Consider the following 18,995-nt stretch of genomic DNA (forward strand, 5'->3'; position numbering starts at 1 on the left):
GGAGAGCGATATGCGTAAAATCCGAACGTTTGATTGTGATTCCGATAATAATATAAAGGATATTCCAAGGTAAGGGTACAGTTTTTATTTCCCATAAATAAATGTGACTCACAGTTCTGGCAAGGCGAGCGGACAAGCTGAGAGAGGTGCTTCATAGGCGCAGGTTGGACACCGCCCCGAGCCCGTGAGCCGGGAGCATAAAGGAAGCCACAGGCTCGGGGTCTGTGGCCGCTGAATGTGTCCATTATAGCAGAGCTTGTCTAATTTGGCATCAGCCGATTCGTGGCGCGCAGCGCCCGAATGCTGCCCGCTCCGATGCCGAACATCGCGATGCGGAGCTCCAGCTCCACCTGTGCCAGAACCTCGTCTACCGCCTCCTCCGAATCGGCGGCGGCGGCCAGCAGGGAGCGTCCGAATCCGGCCAGATCCGCGCCGAGCGCTAGTGCCTTCGCCGCATCGACGCCGGTTCGCAGTCCGCCGCTGGCGATCAGCGGCTGATCCGGCAGTGCCGCCCGAATAAGCCGGACGCTCTCCGCCGTCGGAATGCCCCAGCCGGCGAAGGCTTCGGCCGCGCGGCAGCGAATCGGGTCGACTGAGCGCAGCTTCTCGACCTGGCTCCACGACGTGCCGCCCGCACCGGCCGCGTCGATGAAGGACGCGCCGGCCTCGGCGAGCTGCCGCGCGGTATCGCCGGCGATTCCCCAGCCGACCTCCTTGATGCCGACAGGTACGTCCAACTGGGTGCATAATTCTTCAATACGACGCAGCAATCCTGCGAAGTTGACGTCTCCTTCAGGCTGGAACACTTCCTGCAGCGCGTTCAGGTGGAGAATTAAGCCATCCGCTTCTACCAGATCCACGGCGCGGCGGCATTCCTCGATTCCCATCCCCATGTTCAGTTGCACGGCCCCGATATTCGAATAGATCGGCACCGTCGGCGCGATATCCCGAATCCGGAAGGTGCCCGACAATCCCGGATTCTCCACCGCCGCCCGTACCGAGCCTACGCCCATCGCCCAGCCCCGAACCTCCGCCACCGCGGCCAGCCGGCGGTTGATCGGAGCAGCTATGCTGCTGCCCCCGGTCATCGAGCTGATAAGGAAAGGCGTGCGAATCCGCTTGCCCAGCCATTCCGTCGCCAGATCGATCTCCCGGAAATCCAGCTCGGGCAGCGCCTGGTGAAGAAAGCGGTAACGTTCGAGCCCTGTCGTGACCCCGACGCCATTCACCGCTTCCTCCAAACAAATGCGAATATGCTCCGTCTTGCGCTGCTCGGTTGCTCCTCCAGGAGCCCGCTGCCGTTCCTCCATTGTGAACCTCCTTCATCTTCTTCCTGTATCATGAATGCAACGAATGCAGCGGACAGGAACCCGTCCGCTGCTGTGTCTGTCGCCCGCAAATAGCCATCTCCGGCGATTTTTCAGCATCATTAGCATAGCAAATATGGACGCTATCGTATACGTTCATATATTTTTAAAAAGGCCTCCGAACCAGGAAGGCGTTCCTTCCGGTTCGAAGACCTCGCAGGCTGTGATCACGATGCGGCCAAGTCCTGTACGCGGAGCCGGCCAACCCCCGCTGCGGCATCGGGCATCACTCCGTCTGATCGGAATTCGCCGCGCCGGATCCCGAGTTTTCGCCGAAAATCTCCTTTTTCAGCCGAATCCCCGTCGGCGTCGCTGCCAGACCGCCAAGCGCCGTCTCCTTCATCGCCATCGGCATGCTCTGCCCGATGCGGAACATCGCTTCAATAACTTCGTCGCACGGAATGACGCTCTCCACTCCGGCCAGGGCCAGATCGGCCGCCACCATCGCATTGGACGCCCCCAAGGCGTTGCGCTTCACGCACGGCACCTCCACCAACCCGGCGACCGGGTCGCAGACCAAGCCAAGCATATTTTTCAGCGCGATCGCCATCGCGTTCGCCGCCTGCTGCGGCGTGCCCCCGGCCAGCTCGGCAATGGCCGCCGCCCCCATGCCCGCCGCCGATCCGACCTCGGCCTGGCAGCCGCCCGCCGCTCCGCTGATGGATGCATTGTTCGCCACCACAAGGCCGAATGCGCCAGCCGTGAATAGAAACTCCACCATCTGCTCCCGAGTCGGGTTCAGCTTCTCCTTGAGCGCGAACAGCGTCCCCGGCACCACCCCCGCGGCGCCGGCCGTCGGCGTCGCACAGATCAGCCCCATGGCCGCGTTCACTTCATTCGTGGCCATCGCCTTGCTGACCGCATCGAGCAGCGTGCCGCCGCTTAATGCTTTGCCGGAGGCGATATATTGCTGGACCTTCACGGCGTCTCCGCCAGTCAGGCCCGAATGGGACTTCACGCCTGACAACCCCCGGGCGACTGCTTGCTCCATCACATCGAGGTTGCGCTCCATCTGGGCGATGACCGCCTCGCGCGTCATTCGCTTCACTTCCATCTCTTGCTCTATCATCACGTGCGCCAATTTGCACGATCGTTCCTCTGCCAGCGCGACCAGCTCAGCCACATTGCGGAACATGCTTCATCACCTCTCCCTTAGATTGGACAGCGCATCAATCTTCCATGCGGAGCACTCGGTTCACGCCGGGAAGTCCGCGAATCTGCTCGAACATCGCTTCATCGATCATTTCGTCGGTCTCAATCACCATCAGCGCCATTTTGCCCTTCTCCTTGCGGCTGACCTCCATATGGCCGATATTGACCCGGGCCTCGCTCAAAATTCGCGTCACCCCCGCAATGACACCATAGCGGTCATGGTTCAATATAAGGATAGCCGGACACTGGCCGGACAGCTTCAGCTTGAAGCCGTTCAGCTCGACAATCTCAACCTTCCCGCCGCCGATGGAGATGCCGCTCACTTCCATATCCTCCTGGTCATCCGACAGGCGGATACGGGCCGTGTTCGGATGCTCCGGCACCGCATCTTCGGCCGTTATCTCAACCTTCATCCCGGCTTCCTCCGCCAATTGGAGCGACTGTGGAAGCCGGGCGTCATTCGTATCAAAATCGAGCAGACCGGCCACGAGTGCCACATCTGTCGCATGGCCTTTGTAAGTCTCCGCGAAGGAGCCGTACAGGAAAATATGAACCTTCTTCGGCTGTCTCCCGAATATGCTTCGGGCCAAGCGGCCAATCTTGGCAGCGCCCGCCGTATGTGAACTGGACGGTCCGACCATAATCGGACCAATAATGTCAAACACGCTGCGATATTTCATCGCGATTCCTCCTTCTACGCGTATCCATGATCGAATCCGGCTCCGCACGTCATACGATAGGATACGCAGCAGGGAGCGCATCCTGTACGGCGAATGATCAATGAAAGCACTTTCAGCATCATCCTACCAATCCGGCGGCCGGAAGGCAAGCCCTCTGGACGGCTAGATGTCCATCTAGAGGGGATTTTTGCACAAAAAAGACCGCTTTGCACGAACAAAAGCAGTCCGAATCCTCTTTCCTGCCCGGTTACGGGCGGCTTTGGCGTGCCGCCCGCACGCAGCCCGCGATCACATCGAAGGACTTCCCGGATCCGGCACCGCCTTCAGCGGACGTTCCGGCATGCGGGAAGAGCGGACATAAGCGTAGATGATAAATAATGCCGACAGTCCGCCGAATACGAGGACCATATAAGAAAGCCCGATCGTATCGAGCATAAAGCCCGTCGCGAGCAGCACGACCTGGAACATGACCCGGTCCAGCATCGTGCGGAAGGAGAAGAAGCGGCCGTGATATTCCTTCGGGATCGTCTTCTGAAAATACGTCGACAACAGCGGGAAGAAGAAGCCCGCCGCGAGACCGAACAAGCCGAAGGCGAACAGCGCCATCCCGCGAATATCGGCAAAGAACAAGAGCGAATGTCCCAGCGCGCTCAGGAGAGCGAACAGGCACAGCAGCTTGAGCAGTCCGCCCTTGCCCGAGATGCGCTTGACGAAGAAGGCGGCAGCGATGAAGCTAATCCCTTCGACCGCATACAGCCACCCTTTGATCTGGGTGTCATTATGGATCTCGCTGATGTTGATAACCATCAGATTGAAGCCGCCGATGAACAAGCCCGGTATGAATGACAGCCCAAGCGCCATGACCGCGACCGGCATCCGCTTGAGCATCGGCACGATCTCCTTGAAGCCTCCGCCCTTCTTCTTCCCTGCGTAGGGCGCCTTGCCAGACGGCAGATCCTCTTTGACGTCCAGGAAGAACGTCGATACGAGCAGCAGCGCATAGCCGACCAGGGAAGCCACATAGAGCGACGCCAGGCTCATGACTGTCAGCATCATGCCGGCCAGCACGGTGCCGATAATCCGGGCGATGGTGGAGGCGTTCATATGGACGCCGTTCAAGGTCAACAGATCTTTGTCGGCGACGATGCGCGGAATAACGGATTGAAGCGCAGGGAAATAGAATGCCGCCGAGATCTGCAGCGTAATGTTGAACAGCACCATCCACAGCACGGAGTCGGTCGCTAGCGCAATGAACATGAAGCAGACGCCGGCCATCCTCCCCAGACCGGCATAGATCAGCACCAGCTTCTTGCGCGACGAATCGATCACTTTTCCCGCATAGGGGCCGATCAGAACGCCTGCCAGCAAGCCGATGAACAGAATGATCGACTTCATGAAATCTGAAGGCACCCGATGCTGCATAAATTCAAGATTGGCGATAATGGAAGTCCATAGACCGAGGCCGGCTACGAACTCGCCACAGAGCACAATCCATACATTCCGATTCGTCCACATCCGAATCCTCTCCAATTCTATGTACAGATGGACTTATCATACCATGTTCCCGCCCATGACAGGTAATGGTTCCATGCCGCTCAGCGCCGCCTCCCTGCCACGCCGGGAGGGCGCCGATTCCGATCCTCCAAGCAAGGCCAAAAAGGCCAGCGGCATTCCTTGCCGATGACCTGTATCGCGTCTATCCTGGCATTCATCATCATGCCCACCCCGTCGAGAGCGCGGCTCGCCCCGTTATCCCGGATGGGTATGCTCTTCCCCTCCCCGTTCTCGTTCCGGTTGCGTCTGGGTATGATCCTGAATAATGAAAATCGTTCTCAAAAATAACTAGATACATCATGCCATATTCATCACTGCTAGTCAATCGCCGAACGGCCTGCCGCAGCAGCCGTCATCGGCCGGAGAGCCGGTCGCATCACCCCGCCCGCACCCTCGATCCGGGCCTGCCCCGCTCGCCTCGGACCGGACGGCAGAGACCGCGGGCGGCGCCCCGCCAATCACAGCCCCGCCAGGCTCCCGTCTCCGCCTACAGCAGCGGCGAGAACAAGCGGGCCGCTGACTCAAGGAAGCGGGTAATGACTTTTTTATTGGCAAATTGTTCATCCGAGATCTGCACGGCCGATTCCAAATCCTGCTGAAACTCCCGGGCCAGCTGTTCGACGCTCTCCGTCCGGATCAGCAGCGCATTCACCTCGAAGTTAAGGTGGAAGCTGCGCATATCCATATTCGCGGTGCCGATCGTCGCCACTTCGCCGTCCACGATGATAAGCTTCGAATGAAGAAAGCCTTTTTCATATTCGTAGATTTGCACGCCTGCCTCCAGCAGACCAAGGAAATAGGAATGGGAGGCCAGAAACGGCAGCCATTTATCAGGCTTGCCCGGGAACAGCAGCTTCACCTCGATGCCGCTCAAGGCCGCTACCCGCAGCGCGGTAAAAATGTCCTCATCCGGAATGAAATATGGCGTCGCTATCCAGATCGAGCGCCGGGCCGAGGTCAGCATGGAGAAGAAGAGATTCTTCATCGTCTTGAATTCCTGATGCGGCCCGCTCGCAATCATCTGCACCGCGCCCGCCGTCGCCTCCACCGGTTCCGGCTGGAGGTATTCCGCACCGTAGAGCATGTCTCCGCTCGTATGGGCCCAGTCTTGCAGGAAAATGATCTGCAGTGTCTGCACCGCGTCGCCGCGCACGATCATGTGCGTATCCCGCCAGAAGCCGTATGTCTTATTGAGGCTCAAATATTCATCCCCGACATTGAGGCCGCCGATGAACGCAACATTGCCGTCAATGACAACAATCTTGCGGTGGTTCCGGTAATTGACCCGATTGGAGAAGATCGGGAACTTCACATTGCCGAAGACAGCCACCTGCACGCCGGCATTCCGAAGCTCCTGCAGGAAGGGCTTGCGCAGCTGCATGCTCCCGACCGCATCGATCATGAACCGGACCTCGACGCCGGCCCGGGCCTTGTCCATCAAAATCTGGGCAATGCGGCTTCCGATGTCGTCATCGCGGTAAATATAATATTCCATATGAATATGATGCTGGGCCTGATTCAGCTCCGCAAGCAACGCCCCGAACGTCTCTTCGCCGTTGTTCAGAATGCGCGTGTCCGACGCAAACGTAATCGGGCTCTTGCTGATGCGGCTGGTCAAGCGGAGCAGATGGCGCTGATCCGGTGTCATGGAAGCCAGCGTCTCCTCCCGCAGCTGCTTCGCTTCGTTCTCTGCGAAGGTATAGGTATGCTTGTCCTGCTGCGCCTTCCGGGTATACCGGCGGCGCTTGCGGTAATTTTGGCCGAACACGAGATAAAAGATAAAGCCGACGACAGGCACCACCGCCAGCACCAATAGCCAGGCAACCGTGCTGGAGGGATTCCGGTTCTCCATAAAAATGATGATAGCCAGCGTAACCACCGCGAGCGTCGTCATAATGCTCAGCGCCGTCGTGATATTTTGGCCAATCGTGCCATTCGTATAATAACCGAAAGCGAGTAACAAGATAAGAAATAGTCCAACTTGCAGCACTCTTCTCATGACGAGGCCCCCATTCACGCCCTAGCGGCGCTTCTCTCTCAGGTATTTGTGAAGCATATTGCGCGGCATAGCCGCGATTTCTTCAATTTCTTCTTTTTCCTATTATATTCGACAAGCGCTCCCTTGAATATGGGAATGAAATCCCTGAAAAAATATAAAAAAGACCTTTCCGCAGAAAGGTCCTGTGTATCTGAATCGATTCCTTGACCGGTATTCTGTATCTATGGTGGTACTTCCTGCGCGCCGCCGCTTACGCCGCCTGCCCGGCCCGCTCAGCCTCGCTGGCTATGAACTCCACCAGCAAACGCCCGATCGCGCGGTAGAGCGGATGATCCGCATGCCTCGCCAAGTCTTCGCCGAAGCACGGAGCCCAGCGCGTCAGATGGTCCAGCACGAAGCGCCGCTGTCCATCCATGTAACGGTGGTAACGCTCCTCGGTCATGACATTGCCGAGCATTTTGCCAATCAGGACCGCCATGAACTCCAGCTCGATGGCGATATGATCATCCGGCTCGCCGTTCATCTTCTTGAAGTAGAGGCTGAATTCGGCGTAATGCTGCCGCACAATCTGAGCATAGCTCTTCGGCAGCTTCTGTTCGTTGGCCCGGTACATCGTCTCGCAAGGCGTGACAGGCAGCTGTCCCGAGCTTCCGAATAAGCGGTAATAGTCATCGCGCAAGGAAGAGAATACGGCGTACAATTCGCTTACCGACAAAGTATCCAACAACGAGCACAGGTCGCGGGCAGCCTCGGAATGGCGGGATAACCGCTTCATCCCTTCATGATTCCGCCAAGACATCAAGACATCGAGCGTTGGCATGTGACCCAGGAAGTCAGCCAGCAATTGATATGCCGCCATCCGCGTCTCCAGCCGTTCAACAGTCTCTTCATTCCACTGTGCCGGTCGATCTGCCGCTAACAACATTGTCCGTCCCCTCCATATGATGATGAATTCCCTTGCTTACCCATATTGTCCCATACCCGGATGTGGAAAGCTGTGACGAAACACAAACATTCCCGCGCTTGAAAGCGCTGCATGTGAATCTTGTGTGAACAGCAGGGAATTCCAAGATTTTGCGTCACCGATTGGACAAACTTCCGTTCGATCACACGGCTACCCATTCTACCAGATTCAGGACATTGCGCCTACATGTAAAAACTGGAACGCGGCCTTTCGGATGAAGGGCGGCCTCGTGCAGTGTACAATAGGACACAGCAAGCCATGAACGAAAATTCGAGGAGTGTCGATGATGCCTTTGCTATTATCCGCCTTCAAAAAAGGCGAACGCGCTGCTGAACGTCCACGCGACTTCTCTGCATGCCGGATCGGCCGGGTTCCGCGTGCATTACTGGGGCTTCATGCCGAAGCATATTAACAACTGAGTGCACCGCCATTCCTTTTTTGAGATGTGCTATGTGCTGGAGGGGGAAGGGGAATATACCGATGACGGGCAGCATTACATTCTGCGCGCCGGCAGTGCCATCTGCTCGCGGCCGGGCGTCTGGCACCAGATCCGCAGCACGGCGGGCATGGCGCTGCTGTTCGTCGACTTCGACATCGAGTAGAGCGCGACGCAGGACGACTATATCCAGGCCTTCCGGCGCCTGGCCGAGGATGCCGTCCCCTGCCTCGCCGATGCGTCCTCCGCCCCCGCGGCCAAGCTGTGGGAGGCGCTCCTCGCGCTGTCTGAGGGCGGGCAGCTTCTATATCCGCCGGATATGCTGCGGGCAACCGGTCATGCTCTCCTGTCCTCGATGCTGCCGCTGTTCATGCCGGATGCCTCCGGCCTGCCGGCCGCCCCGGCGCTGGAGGGAGAAGCTCCGCGGCCGGGCAACGAGCTATTCCGGTGCGCCCGGCTCTATCTCGAAGATAATCTGAATGCTCCGCTGACCTTGGATATCGTCGCTCAGCATCTGCATATTTCCCCGCGCCATCTGTCGCGGCTGTTCATGCAGGAGAGCGGGCAGACCTTCGTCCACTATATGCAGGAGCGCCGCATTTGGCTGGCCAAGGACCTGCTCCTCTCCTCCGATGCCGCGATCAAGGATATCGCCGAACGGTGCGGCTTCGAGTCCGTCCATTACTTCACACGCGTCTTTACCCGCAAGCTGGGAGTCTCCCCGGCGCGCTTCCGCCGTTCCGGCTTCGCCGAAGGGCGTTCCGGGCCGGTGCGTTGAAGCCATGTCCGTTCTGTACAAAAACAAAGCTGCATTGTCCAAATACAGCCCCCCTGACTTTTTCTACAATGAGCTTGAGCCGGGCAGACCTGTTCGGTCCGAGAGTTCACGGCTCAAATGTGTAGAGGGAACGGAGGGCTTTTTAATGTTCGACAAGCTTCCACGCAACCGGATTCATGCGGATGTTCCCGGCGAGGGGCACCGCCCCCTGGACTGGGTGCCATCCGGATTGGAGACGGGAATGGACCGGATCGCGGACGCGGTTCTGGCCGCATGCCATGCGGGAAGGGAGGATGTTCTGTACGTGGCGCTTGATGCGACGCATGGCGCGAATGTGCAAGCCGTCGCCTCCCGGCTGGCGGACCGGCTGGAACAGGAGCAGATTCGGGCTCACGTCTATTCCACGGAAGATTATTTGTACGGCGGCAGCGAGCTGCGCCGCCGCTTCGACCGCTATATTACCGGCAATCGCGCCTTCGGCTATATGGCAAGCGATGTGTCGTTCATGGACTATTTCCGCCCGGAGGCGGCCGCATGCTGGGCAGCCGAGGCGAAGCAGGATACCGCTGCGCACCCGGGGGCCAAGCAGGTGATGCTGTTATGCGGCCCTGGCGCGCTGTGGCTCGGCGGAGAGCGGATCGGACTGTCGTTCTATTGCGACGTGTCCTAGCCGATATAGCAATCCTCCATATGAACGTTCAGCAAGGGCAGTCCGGGATGTACTCGGGCTGTCCTCTTCGTTGCGGCCCTTTTTCCCGTCATGTCTGTTAGCCAAGACCCTAATAAAGCTGCAAACTTCGGACGCGGATGGTGCAAATGTACTCGCACGGGAAGCCATACTTATGATATGGTCAATGAAGAATAATGATTCGCCGCACTATGGAAAGGATGAAAAGCTATGAACGAGTCCTGGAACAGATTACGCACGGCAATGGAGCAGGAGGGCCATGACGCCCTGCTCATTACCGATCCGAAGCATGTCTACTACTTGACCGGTTTCGCCTGCGATCCGCATGAGCGCTTCCTCGGTCTCGTCATCCAGAGGGATGCCGAGCCGACGCTGATCGTGCCGGCCCTGGATGCGGACAAGGCTGCATCCGCCTCCTCCGTCAAGAACATCGTTACCCATACGGATACGGACAATCCTTACGATGTGTTGAAGCCCTGCCTGCCCGCCGGGCTGAAGCAGCTGGCCTTCGAGAAGAATCATATCTCCGTCGCCCGGTTCGAGGCACTGTCCGCAGCGCTGGGCGCCAAGCGATATGCCGATGCGGGGCCGATTCTGCAGGAGCTGCGCGTCATCAAGTCTCCGGAGGAAGTGGAGCGGCTGATGGAGGCGATCCGGGTGATTGAAGCGGTGCTGCTGGAAGGCGTAAGCCGCGTGCGTCCCGGCATCACCGAGCTGGATGTCGTCGCGGAGCTGGAATATTTGATGAAGAAAAAGGGCGCGGAACGCCCGTCATTCGACACGATGGTGCTGGCCGGCGAGAGGGCCGCGCTGCCGCATGGCGTTCCGGGCAATCGCGTCATCCGCGAGGGAGAGCTGCTCCTGTTCGATCTGGGCGTATACGTGAACGGATACGCCTCCGACATTACCCGCACCTTCGCCGTCGGTGAAGTGAACGAAGAGAGCCGCCGCATCTATGACACGGTGCTGGCGGCGAATGAAGCGGCCATTGCCGCCGTCAAGCCCGGCGTCACCTTCGGCTCGCTCGATCGCACGGCACGGCAGACGATCGAAGATCGGGGCTATGGACCTTACTTCACCCATCGGCTCGGACACGGGCTCGGCCTGGATGTGCACGAGTATCCATCCGTGCATGGCCGGAACGAGGATGTGCTGAAGCCGGGCATGGTCTTCACGATCGAGCCGGGCGTCTATGTGCCGAACGTGGCGGGTGTGCGCATCGAGGATGACGTCATCGTCACGGAGGATGGCGTGCGCGTGCTCACGTCCTATCCGAAGGAACTGACAGTCATCGGGGGATAGCGGCTTCTCTGGTCAAAGCTGTAAAAATACAGTTTTTTCAAAGGTGCCGGATGAAGAAAAAGGATTTCCTGCAAAAGTGCAGCAATTTGCGGCCGTTATCGCTTCGATAAGAGAGAATATGAGCAAAAAGATGTAAAATTGCAGGATTTTAACAGAATTCCGCTTCGTTAGGAGTAAAAAGCTGCAACTATGCAGGATTCAGCAGTTCGGCCTCCATCCTTTACCGCGCTATATGGCGCAAACAAGCCCTCCCAAAGCCAATGCTTCGGGAGGGCTTGTTCATTTAGTTCTTCATGCCGAGCGTGAAGATTTCCGCTGCGCCGAGCTCAACGCTGACGCTGCGCTTGTCGCCGGAAGCAAGGTCTTCGCCCTTCACTTCCATGATGCTGCTGCGGTAGAAGCCGCTGCCTGTCTCCGGAAGAGAGACGTTCAACGTGTTCGCCTCATGCGCAAAGTTGACCCAGCGGCCAACCATGTCGCCGGTCTGCTCCGCCATCTTGATCGAGGAGAACGCGATGCCTTCGCCGTCCCATGCCAGGAACGCATGGTTCGCTGGCAGCTTGCCGGCATGCACCTCAGCCTGGCGGACAATCCACGGCACCTGGAACGTGTGCGCTTCCTTGTATGCGCCGGAGGCCACGACATCTCCCGCATGCGGAATAATCGCATATTCTGCGGTGTACGTGCCCAAGCATTGCGCTTCCGGCGTCGGGAAGACGCCCCAGTCGCCGAGCTCGCCGGAGGAGCGGAGCAAGGTAACCGCCATCGTGTTGCGGCCGTCGCGCAGCACTTCATATTCGTACAGCCCTCGGTTGGCGATGGTCAAGCCGAGTTGGCCGTCGCTTACGCTGGCGAACGTATGCTGATGCTGATCGTTGCTCGGATTCTCCCATTCCGGAGCCGGCTGTGTATTGCGGCGGGCCACCTCGAAGATGGATTCCGCCTGGTGCGTCTCCGCCTGCAAGGCCGTCGGGAACAGGGCGCGCAACCGGTGATCCTTGGCTTCGTTATGAATGGTCACCTGCACTTCGACGCGCTTCGCGCCGCTCTCGAGCGTGTAGCGGGTCACAAGCCGGAACGGCACCATTGCCGTGGAGCGCTGTGCCGTACGTCTTGGGAAGTCTACCAGCTCATTCATCTCTTCCTGCAGCTTCTCGTCGGCGGAAGCTGGAATCTCCCAATGGTGAACCGCTTCGATGACGGCGCGGTACGGCGCGTCTTCGACGACGCGAATATCGGCCGCCAGACCTGCCGTCGTGAGCGGCACCTCGCCGTTCGGCTTGCGGAACATGTACTCGTTGCCGATGTCTCCGCTGTCTTCGTACACATTCAGCCCGCTGAACGTATGTCCCGTCGCTTTGTCAGTCAGCGTCAAGGATCCGTCCGCCTCGACGACTGCCTTCAGATGTTCGTTCTCGAGCGTATTCTGCCCGTTCAACAAGCTGGCCACTTGCGGCGCTTCTCCGCCTGCCACCCAGGCGAAGGTCTGATACGCGAAGGCCGGCATGCCACTTGCCTGCAGGCGAACCTTCACGCAGCGCGCCACATAAGGCTGGCGGAACTTGTCCTTCGGCAGGTCGTAGCCGAACTGGACGCCCGCGTCTTCCCATTCGCAGACGACCGCATTGCCGTTCGCATCGATAACCGTGCCCGGCACGATCGGCTCCTGCTTCAGCTCACGGGCCAGCTTCGTTGGATGCCCTTCGCGGAAGTAGCGGCGCTTCAGCTCCAGCGTCACTTCGACGATGCCGCTGCGCTCATAGCCCGCCGTGTTGAATACGACGAACGGCACGCCTTCCTTGGCCCCATAGGCCGAGGTATCGATCTGCTTCACGAGGCTGTCTACTGTCTCGTTAATAATCATCTCGGTCATATGCTTCGACTTCTCGAAGCGCGTCACCATCTCGCGATGGACTTCATCGACGCTGCACCCGCAGATGCTGTCATGCGGATGGTTCTGCATCAATGTCTTCCACGCATAGACGAACAGGTGATGCGGATAAGGCTTGCCCGCCTGGTCAGCGAATGCCGCCAGCGGCTCCGCCACCTTCTCCAGGAGCGTCTGGTTCTCCGCGTTCATCTGCTTGAGGTAGACGCGGGAAGACGCGGTATTGACCAGCGTATACCAGCCGTCGGTGCGTTGGCTGCGCAGCTCGCCCTTGACCGTCTGCAGATTCTCAGGCAATTCCTGTCTCAGCACATCCACATAGTAATTGAAATTGGAGTGTACGAAGTCCACATCCGGGAACAGCTTCTTCGCTACTTCGATCGCTTTGGACAGATCCGTCTGAATCGGCTGATGGTCGCAGCCGTTCATGAACAACAGATGCGGCGTGGAAGCAAATTTCTCCGCATTGTCGATATTCTTCTCCCAATAGGCAATCGCTTGCTGCTCGTCGACCGGCACTTCCATACCGTTGCAGTACCAGTTCGCGAACAGAATGCCGATGACGCGCGAGCCGTCCGGCGATTCCCAGATCATTTCCGAGAACGGGGACTCGTATGCGGCATCTTCGGATACCTGGTTGTTGAAGCCGGTCGGCTTCACGCCGCGTCCGAACACGGCTACATCGATATTGGCCTGCTTGAGCATCTGCGGCGCCTGGCCCATATTGCCGAACGAATCGGGGAAATACCCGATCTTCGAGATCGTGCCGCCGTAATGGTTGGCATCGCGATGTCCGATCTGCAGGTTGCGCACATTCGCCTCGCTGCTCGTCAGGAACTCATCCTGCAGAATGTACCATGGACCGATATGAATGCGGCCTTCGCGAATATATTTCTCCAGCTTATCCTTCATTTCCGGACGGACCTGGAGGTAATCTTCCAGCATAATCGTCTGGCCGTCGAGATGGAAGCTCTTGAAGCCCGGATCGTTATCGAGCGTATCCAGCAGCGTGTCCATCAATTCGATCAGCAGCGCATGGTGATACTCGTAAGGCATATACCACTCGCGATCCCAGTGCGTATGAGAGATGATGTGAGCCGTTTTTTTTGTCATGTTCTGTCCCTCTCTTCTTGTCGGATTAGGCTTTCAACCAATATTCACGGTAGATTAGCTCAGAGAACAAGCTGTTCGACCAGGCGAACCATTCACGAGTGAATTGGGCCGGATCGTCCACATGGAATCCTTCATGCATATAACCGGTGTCGGCATCCGTCGCCGTCAGCAGTTGAATCAAGCTGTCGATCTCTTGCGGCGATCCGGCGGTCAATCCCTGCATCGACAAGGCGATATGCCAGATGTATTGGTCAGGGGTATGTGGGCTGCCGATGCCCTGAGCGGCCTTGCCGGAATAATAGTAAGGATTGTCCTCGCTCAGAATGAAGCGGCGCGTATTCTGATAGATCGGATCGTCCTCCGTCGTATAACCGAGATAAGGAATGGCCAGCAAGCTAGGCACATTCGCATCATCCATCAGATTATAGTTGCCGAAGCCGTCGGTCTCATAGGCATAGATTTCTCCGTATTTCGGGTGATGAAAGATGCCGTAATTGCGAATGCCGTCTTCGATCTCTTCACACAGCGCGCGGGCCTTGGCCGCGAATGGCGCATCCTCGTAGACAACCGTCGCGATCTCCTCCAAATAACGAAGCACGACAACGGCGAACATGTTCGAAGGAATCAGGTAACCGAAGGTGCACGCATCGTCGCTTGGCCGGAAGCCGGACCACGTCATGCCCGTGTAGTTGACCGGCATGCCTTGACCGTTGTTCTTGAGCGTGTCCGTCTTGCGGCAGTCCATGCGCGAGAAGCGGTAAGGCGATTGCTCGAAATGGCGCTGCTCTGTCGTCCACAGGTTCATGATGATATGCGCTACCGTCTTGTACTCGCCATCGAAGAGCGACGTATCGCCCGTCTCCTTCCAGTACAAATAACTCAATTGGATGGGGTAGCACAGTGAATCGATCTCATATTTCCGTTCCCAGACCCAGCCGTTCAATTCCGTCTGATCCCGGTGATGAATCTGATCGAGCGGAATTTCTTCTTCATTGAATGCATTGGCATACGGGTCGATTTGAATATATTTCATCTGCTTGCGCACCAGCCCGGCAATGATGCGGCGAATATCCGCATCCTCCTTGGCAAGCGGCATATACTGGCGCACTTGGGCGCTGGAGTCGCGCAACCACATGGCGGGAATATCTCCGGTGAAGACATAAGACGTGCCGTCTTCATGCAATTTGGTTGTCGTCTGCAGCGTATTCGGGAAACAGTTCAAGAACAGCTGCTGCAATTTCGGGTTGTCCGCTAATCGGGTCTTGGCTTCTTCCATCACGCGAAGCACGGCTTGCGGTAGGCGTTCCATGTCAGCTCTCTCCTTCTCCATCCATCAATCAAAGTAGTCGTGCCGTGTGTTCCGGCTATTGCATTATTTATTACATTAGATATGTCCATCATATTGTATATAAGGCTTGTGCAAAATTCAACCAACAATCGTACCTATTCCGCAGTCTTGAGCGCGAATAGCAGACAGTCAGGTGAAGCCTACGCTCCACCTGACTGCACAGTTGCGGCGATTCATTGCTGGCCGGCAGCAGGCTGCCTTTATCCAGCGAATGGAACGATGCCGTTATTTATTTTCTGGATGCTTTCCACTCTTCCAGTTGTTTTTCCATTTCGGCTTGAACTTTGTCCAACCCAGCCGCTTTGAATTTCTCGACTGCCTTCGGCACGTATACTTTCGGATCTACCGAGCCAGTGAACAGGGACGCATAGAACTCGTCTTTTACGTTCGTCAACGCAGTCATTTCCGTTTTTACGCTGTCTGCATTGAAGTGGAAGCCAAGCAGCGGCGCATTTTTCGCGCTGTCGTTGAACTCCGCGAACTGCTCCCATTTATCTTTCGGGTCGGCAGGAAGCTTATCCAAGATGAAGAAGTTACCCAGCGTAAAGGTTGGCATATCATACGATTCGGTTTTTGCTGGCAAGTACTCAACCGTTTCCTCATCAATGCGTTTGTAATGAACGTCTTCGATACCGTTGTTCACCAGGTTGCGCAAGTAATGATCCGAGTTCAACAGGTTTAGGAATTGCATTGCTTTTTCAGGGTACTTGGAGTTCGCTGAAATTGCGTGCATGGAACCCATTACGGACCAGTTATAAACATATGGCTCGGTGTAAGGAACCGATACGACCGGGTAACCCAAAGATTGAGACCACAGGTTATCGGCAAACGGCTGCGTATCCGGCATATCTACCAGCCATTTTCCGGTTTTCATTTCATCCCCGCCGGAAGCGGTTGCAGCATCCTTCTTCAGGTAACCTTTTTTGTAATACTCATGCATCGTCTCGAAGCCTTTCATCATGTCTGGCTGTTCGAGAATGTTGACGATTTTGAGATCGTTCGTGTCTGTCAGCGCGACGCCCAATGGCAGGTTCTCGTTCACCAGGTCGTAAGGAACGGCAAACTTGAATTGCTTATCCGCAGACAGTGGGTACAATCCTGGCTCGCCATCTCTGACCTTCGCAAGCAGCGGCTCCAGATCTTCCAGTGTCTTCACGCTGTTGATGTCCAGATTGTACTTGTCAACCAGCTCTTTGTTGAAGCGGAATACTTTTTGCGCAGGCAATTCTTTGTTTACCGGAATTGCATACGTTTTTCCATCGATTTTAGCGCCTTCGAGGAACGAAGGGTGAACCAGCTTTTTAATGTCTTGACCATACTGATCCATCAACTCATCAAGCTCGTAGAATGCACCTTTCTTCGAATTGGCAACGTATTCAAAAGCCCACGAAGAAGTAAATGCGATATCAAACGGTTCACCAGAAGCGGCAATAACACCCATTTTTTGGTTGTAATCACCGAAGTCGAACATTTTCATTTTGACGGTAACACCGATTTTTTCCTTGGTGTACTCGCTAACCTTTTCCATGACCTTGTCCAAATCTTTTTGCGGCGCTCCGATGGAATACCAGATCAGCTCAACCGGCTTCTCGCTCGTGCCCGCTTCTGCTCCACCCGCTTCTTCCTTCTTGCTGCCGCAGCCAGCCAGTGCCAGCGAAGCAACCAGGACAAGACAGAAAGTCATGAGCAACATTTTTTTTGCCTTAGCCATGTTTTTCCTCCCCTTTTTGTGACCAAGTTTTTGTGTATATTATTTCCGGAGCGGCAGATAACTTATGTACCGCCGCCCGGGAATAATCGAAGGTTGTCTTGCTTATTCTTTGACAGCTCCAATGGTCAAGCCTTGAACGAAGTAGCGCTGGAAGAACGGATATGCACAGGCGATTGGCAGCGTGGCCAGGACGACGAGCGCCATCCGTGTCGATTCCTGCGGCAGCGTCCGCATCAATTCAAGCGTCTGACCCGATGCATTGAGCTGCGCATTGTTGAGCAAGAATTGCATACTGTTCTCGATCCGCATCAGCATCGATTGCAGTGGAACGAGCGCAGGATTGTCGATGTACAACAGCGCGTTGAACCAGTCGTTCCAGAAACCAAGCGTGGCGAACAATCCAATCGTGGCAATCCCTGGCAAGGAGATTGGCAGCACAATTGTAATGAATGCCCGCAGCTCCCCGGCTCCGTCGATCTTGGCGGATTCAATAATTGCGTCAGGAACCGTCGTCTTATAGAAGGTCCTCATAATCAGTACATAGAAAGCATTCATGATGAGCGGCAGAATCAGCGCCCAAATCGTGTCCTTCAAATGCAGAATCTGTGTCAATACCATGTAGGTCGGCACCAAGCCGCCATTGAACAGCATCGTGAAGAAGGCAATGAAGGAAAAGAAGTTTCTGTATTCAAAGTTTCTGCGCGATATCGCGTAAGCATAGAGACAAATCACGGCCAAGCTGATAACAGTCCCGATTAGGGTAATCATAATGGTCACCCCGTACGATCGAAGCAACTGATCTCCGGCTTCGAAAATGTACTTATAGGCGGAAAAGCTCCATTTCTCCGGGAATATGGAATATCCGTTCCGAGCAAGCGCCCCCTCTTCCGTCAATGAAATGACAATGACAAACAAGAACGGGTAGACGCACAGGAAAGCAAACAAACCGGCAATCAGGTTGAAAATCAGGTTGGTGCCTCTCGATAAATTGTGGAAATCTCGTGTTTTTTTTCTCAATGTCGTCCCCCCCTTAGAACAGCGCGTTGTCCTTGTCCACTTTACGCACAATCCAGTTCGATGTCATAACGAGAATGAATCCGACCAGCGACTGATACAAGCCTGCAGCCGTACTCATCGATATTTCGCCTGTTGCCTTCAGTCCCCGGTATACGTACGTATCGATAACGTTCGTTACGCTGTACAACGGACCGGAGTCGCGTGGAATCTGGTAGAACAACCCGAAATCCGCGTAAAAGATTCTGCCGATGGCCAGCAATGTCAGAATGATCATCAAAGGCGTAATCGCAGGTATCGTAATATGGCGAATCTGCTGCCACTTGTTGGCGCCGTCAATCATCGCAGCCTCATAATAAGTCTTGTCAATCCCGACAATGGCGGCCAAATAGACGACGCTGGAATACCCGATTCCTTTCCACAGATTGAGGAAGACGAGAATATAAGGCCAATACGTGGTGTCGGAATACCAGGAGACCGGATCCTTTCCTAACCAAGTCAGGAATTGGTTCAGTACCCCTTTGTCGACGCTCAGGAAGCTGAACGTGAAATAACCGACGATGACCCACGACAAGAAGTGAGGAAGGAACATCCCGGTCTGATATATCTTCGCCAGCCGCTTGTTCACAATCTCGCTCAATATGATAGCCATCGCCACGGCTCCGACCAGACCCAGCACGATAAACACCATGTTGTACAAAATTGTGTTGCGCGTAATGACATATGCGTCATTGGTACCGAAAAGATATTCGAAATTTTTGAAGCCTACCCATTCACTTTGCTGCAAGCTGGCAAGGAAGCCGTCTCTGCTAAAACGATAATCCTTGAAAGCGATAACAGTCCCGAACATCGGCAGGTAGGAGAAGAACAAAAACCACAAGGCTCCCGGAAGAACCATGACGAGGAAAATCCAGTTGCGGTTTAAGCTCCGAAAAACGTTCTTGATGGATTGCATCAGATTCATCCCCCGTTGCTATGTTGTAACTATAGCGTACCCCAAT

At 56.0% G+C, this 18,995-nt stretch carries 15 protein-coding genes; 4 read left to right on the forward strand and 11 right to left on the reverse strand.

Annotated features, from left to right (window positions below):
- Positions 1-260 precede the first annotated feature (260 nt).
- From fni to DQX05_RS08750, 6 genes are all read right to left on the reverse strand, one after another.
- Positions 261-1,310: a type 2 isopentenyl-diphosphate Delta-isomerase gene (gene fni, locus DQX05_RS08725; RefSeq protein ID WP_119792714.1), complete on the reverse strand. Its 1,050-nt coding sequence runs from the start codon at positions 1,308-1,310 to the stop codon at positions 261-263.
- 283 nt (positions 1,311-1,593) lie between these two features.
- Entirely contained in the window at positions 1,594-2,502 is a 909-nt protein-coding gene (gene sdaAA, locus DQX05_RS08730) for an L-serine ammonia-lyase, iron-sulfur-dependent, subunit alpha (protein WP_119792716.1), read from the reverse strand.
- A 34-nt stretch (positions 2,503-2,536) separates the two neighbouring features.
- Positions 2,537-3,199: an L-serine ammonia-lyase, iron-sulfur-dependent subunit beta gene (gene sdaAB, locus DQX05_RS08735; protein WP_119792718.1), complete on the reverse strand. Its 663-nt coding sequence runs from the start codon at positions 3,197-3,199 to the stop codon at positions 2,537-2,539.
- A gap of 288 nt (positions 3,200-3,487) precedes the next feature.
- Entirely contained in the window at positions 3,488-4,714 is a 1,227-nt protein-coding gene (locus DQX05_RS08740; protein ID WP_119792719.1) for an MFS transporter, read from the reverse strand.
- A 526-nt stretch (positions 4,715-5,240) separates the two neighbouring features.
- Positions 5,241-6,752, reverse strand: a complete 1,512-nt coding sequence (gene cls, locus DQX05_RS08745) for a cardiolipin synthase (RefSeq protein WP_119792721.1) — start codon at positions 6,750-6,752, stop codon at positions 5,241-5,243.
- Between the two features lie 250 nt (positions 6,753-7,002).
- Positions 7,003-7,677, reverse strand: a complete 675-nt coding sequence (locus DQX05_RS08750; protein WP_119792723.1) for a TorD/DmsD family molecular chaperone — start codon at positions 7,675-7,677, stop codon at positions 7,003-7,005.
- A 458-nt stretch (positions 7,678-8,135) separates the two neighbouring features.
- Between DQX05_RS08750 and DQX05_RS31870 the strand changes: the two genes are divergently transcribed.
- The 4 genes from DQX05_RS31870 to DQX05_RS08765 all read left to right on the forward strand — a co-directional run bounded on the left by DQX05_RS31870 (position 8,136) and on the right by DQX05_RS08765 (position 10,920).
- Entirely contained in the window at positions 8,136-8,318 is a 183-nt protein-coding gene (locus tag DQX05_RS31870) for a cupin domain-containing protein (protein ID WP_259391868.1), read from the forward strand.
- A gap of 153 nt (positions 8,319-8,471) precedes the next feature.
- Positions 8,472-8,930 (forward strand): helix-turn-helix domain-containing protein, encoded by a 459-nt coding sequence (locus DQX05_RS31875; protein WP_259391869.1) that lies wholly within the window; start codon positions 8,472-8,474, stop codon positions 8,928-8,930.
- A 145-nt stretch (positions 8,931-9,075) separates the two neighbouring features.
- Entirely contained in the window at positions 9,076-9,600 is a 525-nt protein-coding gene (locus tag DQX05_RS08760) for a hypothetical protein (protein WP_182914680.1), read from the forward strand.
- Between the two features lie 228 nt (positions 9,601-9,828).
- On the forward strand, positions 9,829-10,920 hold the full coding sequence (locus tag DQX05_RS08765; protein ID WP_119792725.1) for a M24 family metallopeptidase: 1,092 nt from the start codon (positions 9,829-9,831) through the stop codon (positions 10,918-10,920).
- A gap of 283 nt (positions 10,921-11,203) precedes the next feature.
- On the opposite strand, the gene DQX05_RS08770 is transcribed toward DQX05_RS08765, so the two are convergent.
- The 5 genes from DQX05_RS08770 to DQX05_RS08790 all read right to left on the reverse strand — a co-directional run bounded on the left by DQX05_RS08770 (position 11,204) and on the right by DQX05_RS08790 (position 18,949).
- Positions 11,204-13,921, reverse strand: a complete 2,718-nt coding sequence (locus DQX05_RS08770) for an alpha-mannosidase (RefSeq protein ID WP_119792727.1) — start codon at positions 13,919-13,921, stop codon at positions 11,204-11,206.
- Between the two features lie 25 nt (positions 13,922-13,946).
- Entirely contained in the window at positions 13,947-15,230 is a 1,284-nt protein-coding gene (locus DQX05_RS08775) for a glycoside hydrolase family 125 protein (RefSeq protein WP_119792729.1), read from the reverse strand.
- 268 nt (positions 15,231-15,498) lie between these two features.
- A complete protein-coding gene (locus DQX05_RS08780) occupies positions 15,499-16,980 on the reverse strand; it encodes an ABC transporter substrate-binding protein (RefSeq protein WP_119792730.1) in 1,482 nt (493 codons plus the stop codon).
- A 102-nt stretch (positions 16,981-17,082) separates the two neighbouring features.
- On the reverse strand, positions 17,083-17,997 hold the full coding sequence (locus DQX05_RS08785) for a carbohydrate ABC transporter permease (RefSeq protein ID WP_119792732.1): 915 nt from the start codon (positions 17,995-17,997) through the stop codon (positions 17,083-17,085).
- A 13-nt stretch (positions 17,998-18,010) separates the two neighbouring features.
- Positions 18,011-18,949 (reverse strand): ABC transporter permease, encoded by a 939-nt coding sequence (locus DQX05_RS08790; RefSeq protein ID WP_119792734.1) that lies wholly within the window; start codon positions 18,947-18,949, stop codon positions 18,011-18,013.
- Positions 18,950-18,995: the final 46 nt, after the last annotated feature.

The sequence above is a fragment of the Paenibacillus thiaminolyticus genome, from assembly GCF_003591545.1.
In the GTDB taxonomy this organism is placed as follows: domain Bacteria; phylum Bacillota; class Bacilli; order Paenibacillales; family Paenibacillaceae; genus Paenibacillus_B; species Paenibacillus_B thiaminolyticus_A.

What these genes read in the sequence shown, in the direction of transcription:
- fni (WP_119792714.1), bottom strand. Translation starts at nt 1,310, where the DNA reads ATGGAGGAACGGCAGCGGGCTCCTGGAGGAGCAACCGAGCAGCGCAAG.
- sdaAA (WP_119792716.1), bottom strand. Translation starts at nt 2,502, where the DNA reads ATGTTCCGCAATGTGGCTGAGCTGGTCGCGCTGGCAGAGGAACGATCG.
- sdaAB (WP_119792718.1), bottom strand. Translation starts at nt 3,199, where the DNA reads ATGAAATATCGCAGCGTGTTTGACATTATTGGTCCGATTATGGTCGGA.
- DQX05_RS08740 (WP_119792719.1), bottom strand. Translation starts at nt 4,714, where the DNA reads ATGTGGACGAATCGGAATGTATGGATTGTGCTCTGTGGCGAGTTCGTA.
- cls (WP_119792721.1), bottom strand. Translation starts at nt 6,752, where the DNA reads ATGAGAAGAGTGCTGCAAGTTGGACTATTTCTTATCTTGTTACTCGCT.
- DQX05_RS08750 (WP_119792723.1), bottom strand. Translation starts at nt 7,677, where the DNA reads ATGTTGTTAGCGGCAGATCGACCGGCACAGTGGAATGAAGAGACTGTT.
- DQX05_RS31875 (WP_259391869.1), top strand. Translation starts at nt 8,472, where the DNA reads ATGCTGCGGGCAACCGGTCATGCTCTCCTGTCCTCGATGCTGCCGCTG.
- DQX05_RS08760 (WP_182914680.1), top strand. Translation starts at nt 9,076, where the DNA reads ATGTTCGACAAGCTTCCACGCAACCGGATTCATGCGGATGTTCCCGGC.
- DQX05_RS08765 (WP_119792725.1), top strand. Translation starts at nt 9,829, where the DNA reads ATGAACGAGTCCTGGAACAGATTACGCACGGCAATGGAGCAGGAGGGC.
- DQX05_RS08770 (WP_119792727.1), bottom strand. Translation starts at nt 13,921, where the DNA reads ATGACAAAAAAAACGGCTCACATCATCTCTCATACGCACTGGGATCGC.
- DQX05_RS08775 (WP_119792729.1), bottom strand. Translation starts at nt 15,230, where the DNA reads ATGGAACGCCTACCGCAAGCCGTGCTTCGCGTGATGGAAGAAGCCAAG.
- DQX05_RS08780 (WP_119792730.1), bottom strand. Translation starts at nt 16,980, where the DNA reads ATGGCTAAGGCAAAAAAAATGTTGCTCATGACTTTCTGTCTTGTCCTG.
- DQX05_RS08790 (WP_119792734.1), bottom strand. Translation starts at nt 18,949, where the DNA reads ATGCAATCCATCAAGAACGTTTTTCGGAGCTTAAACCGCAACTGGATT.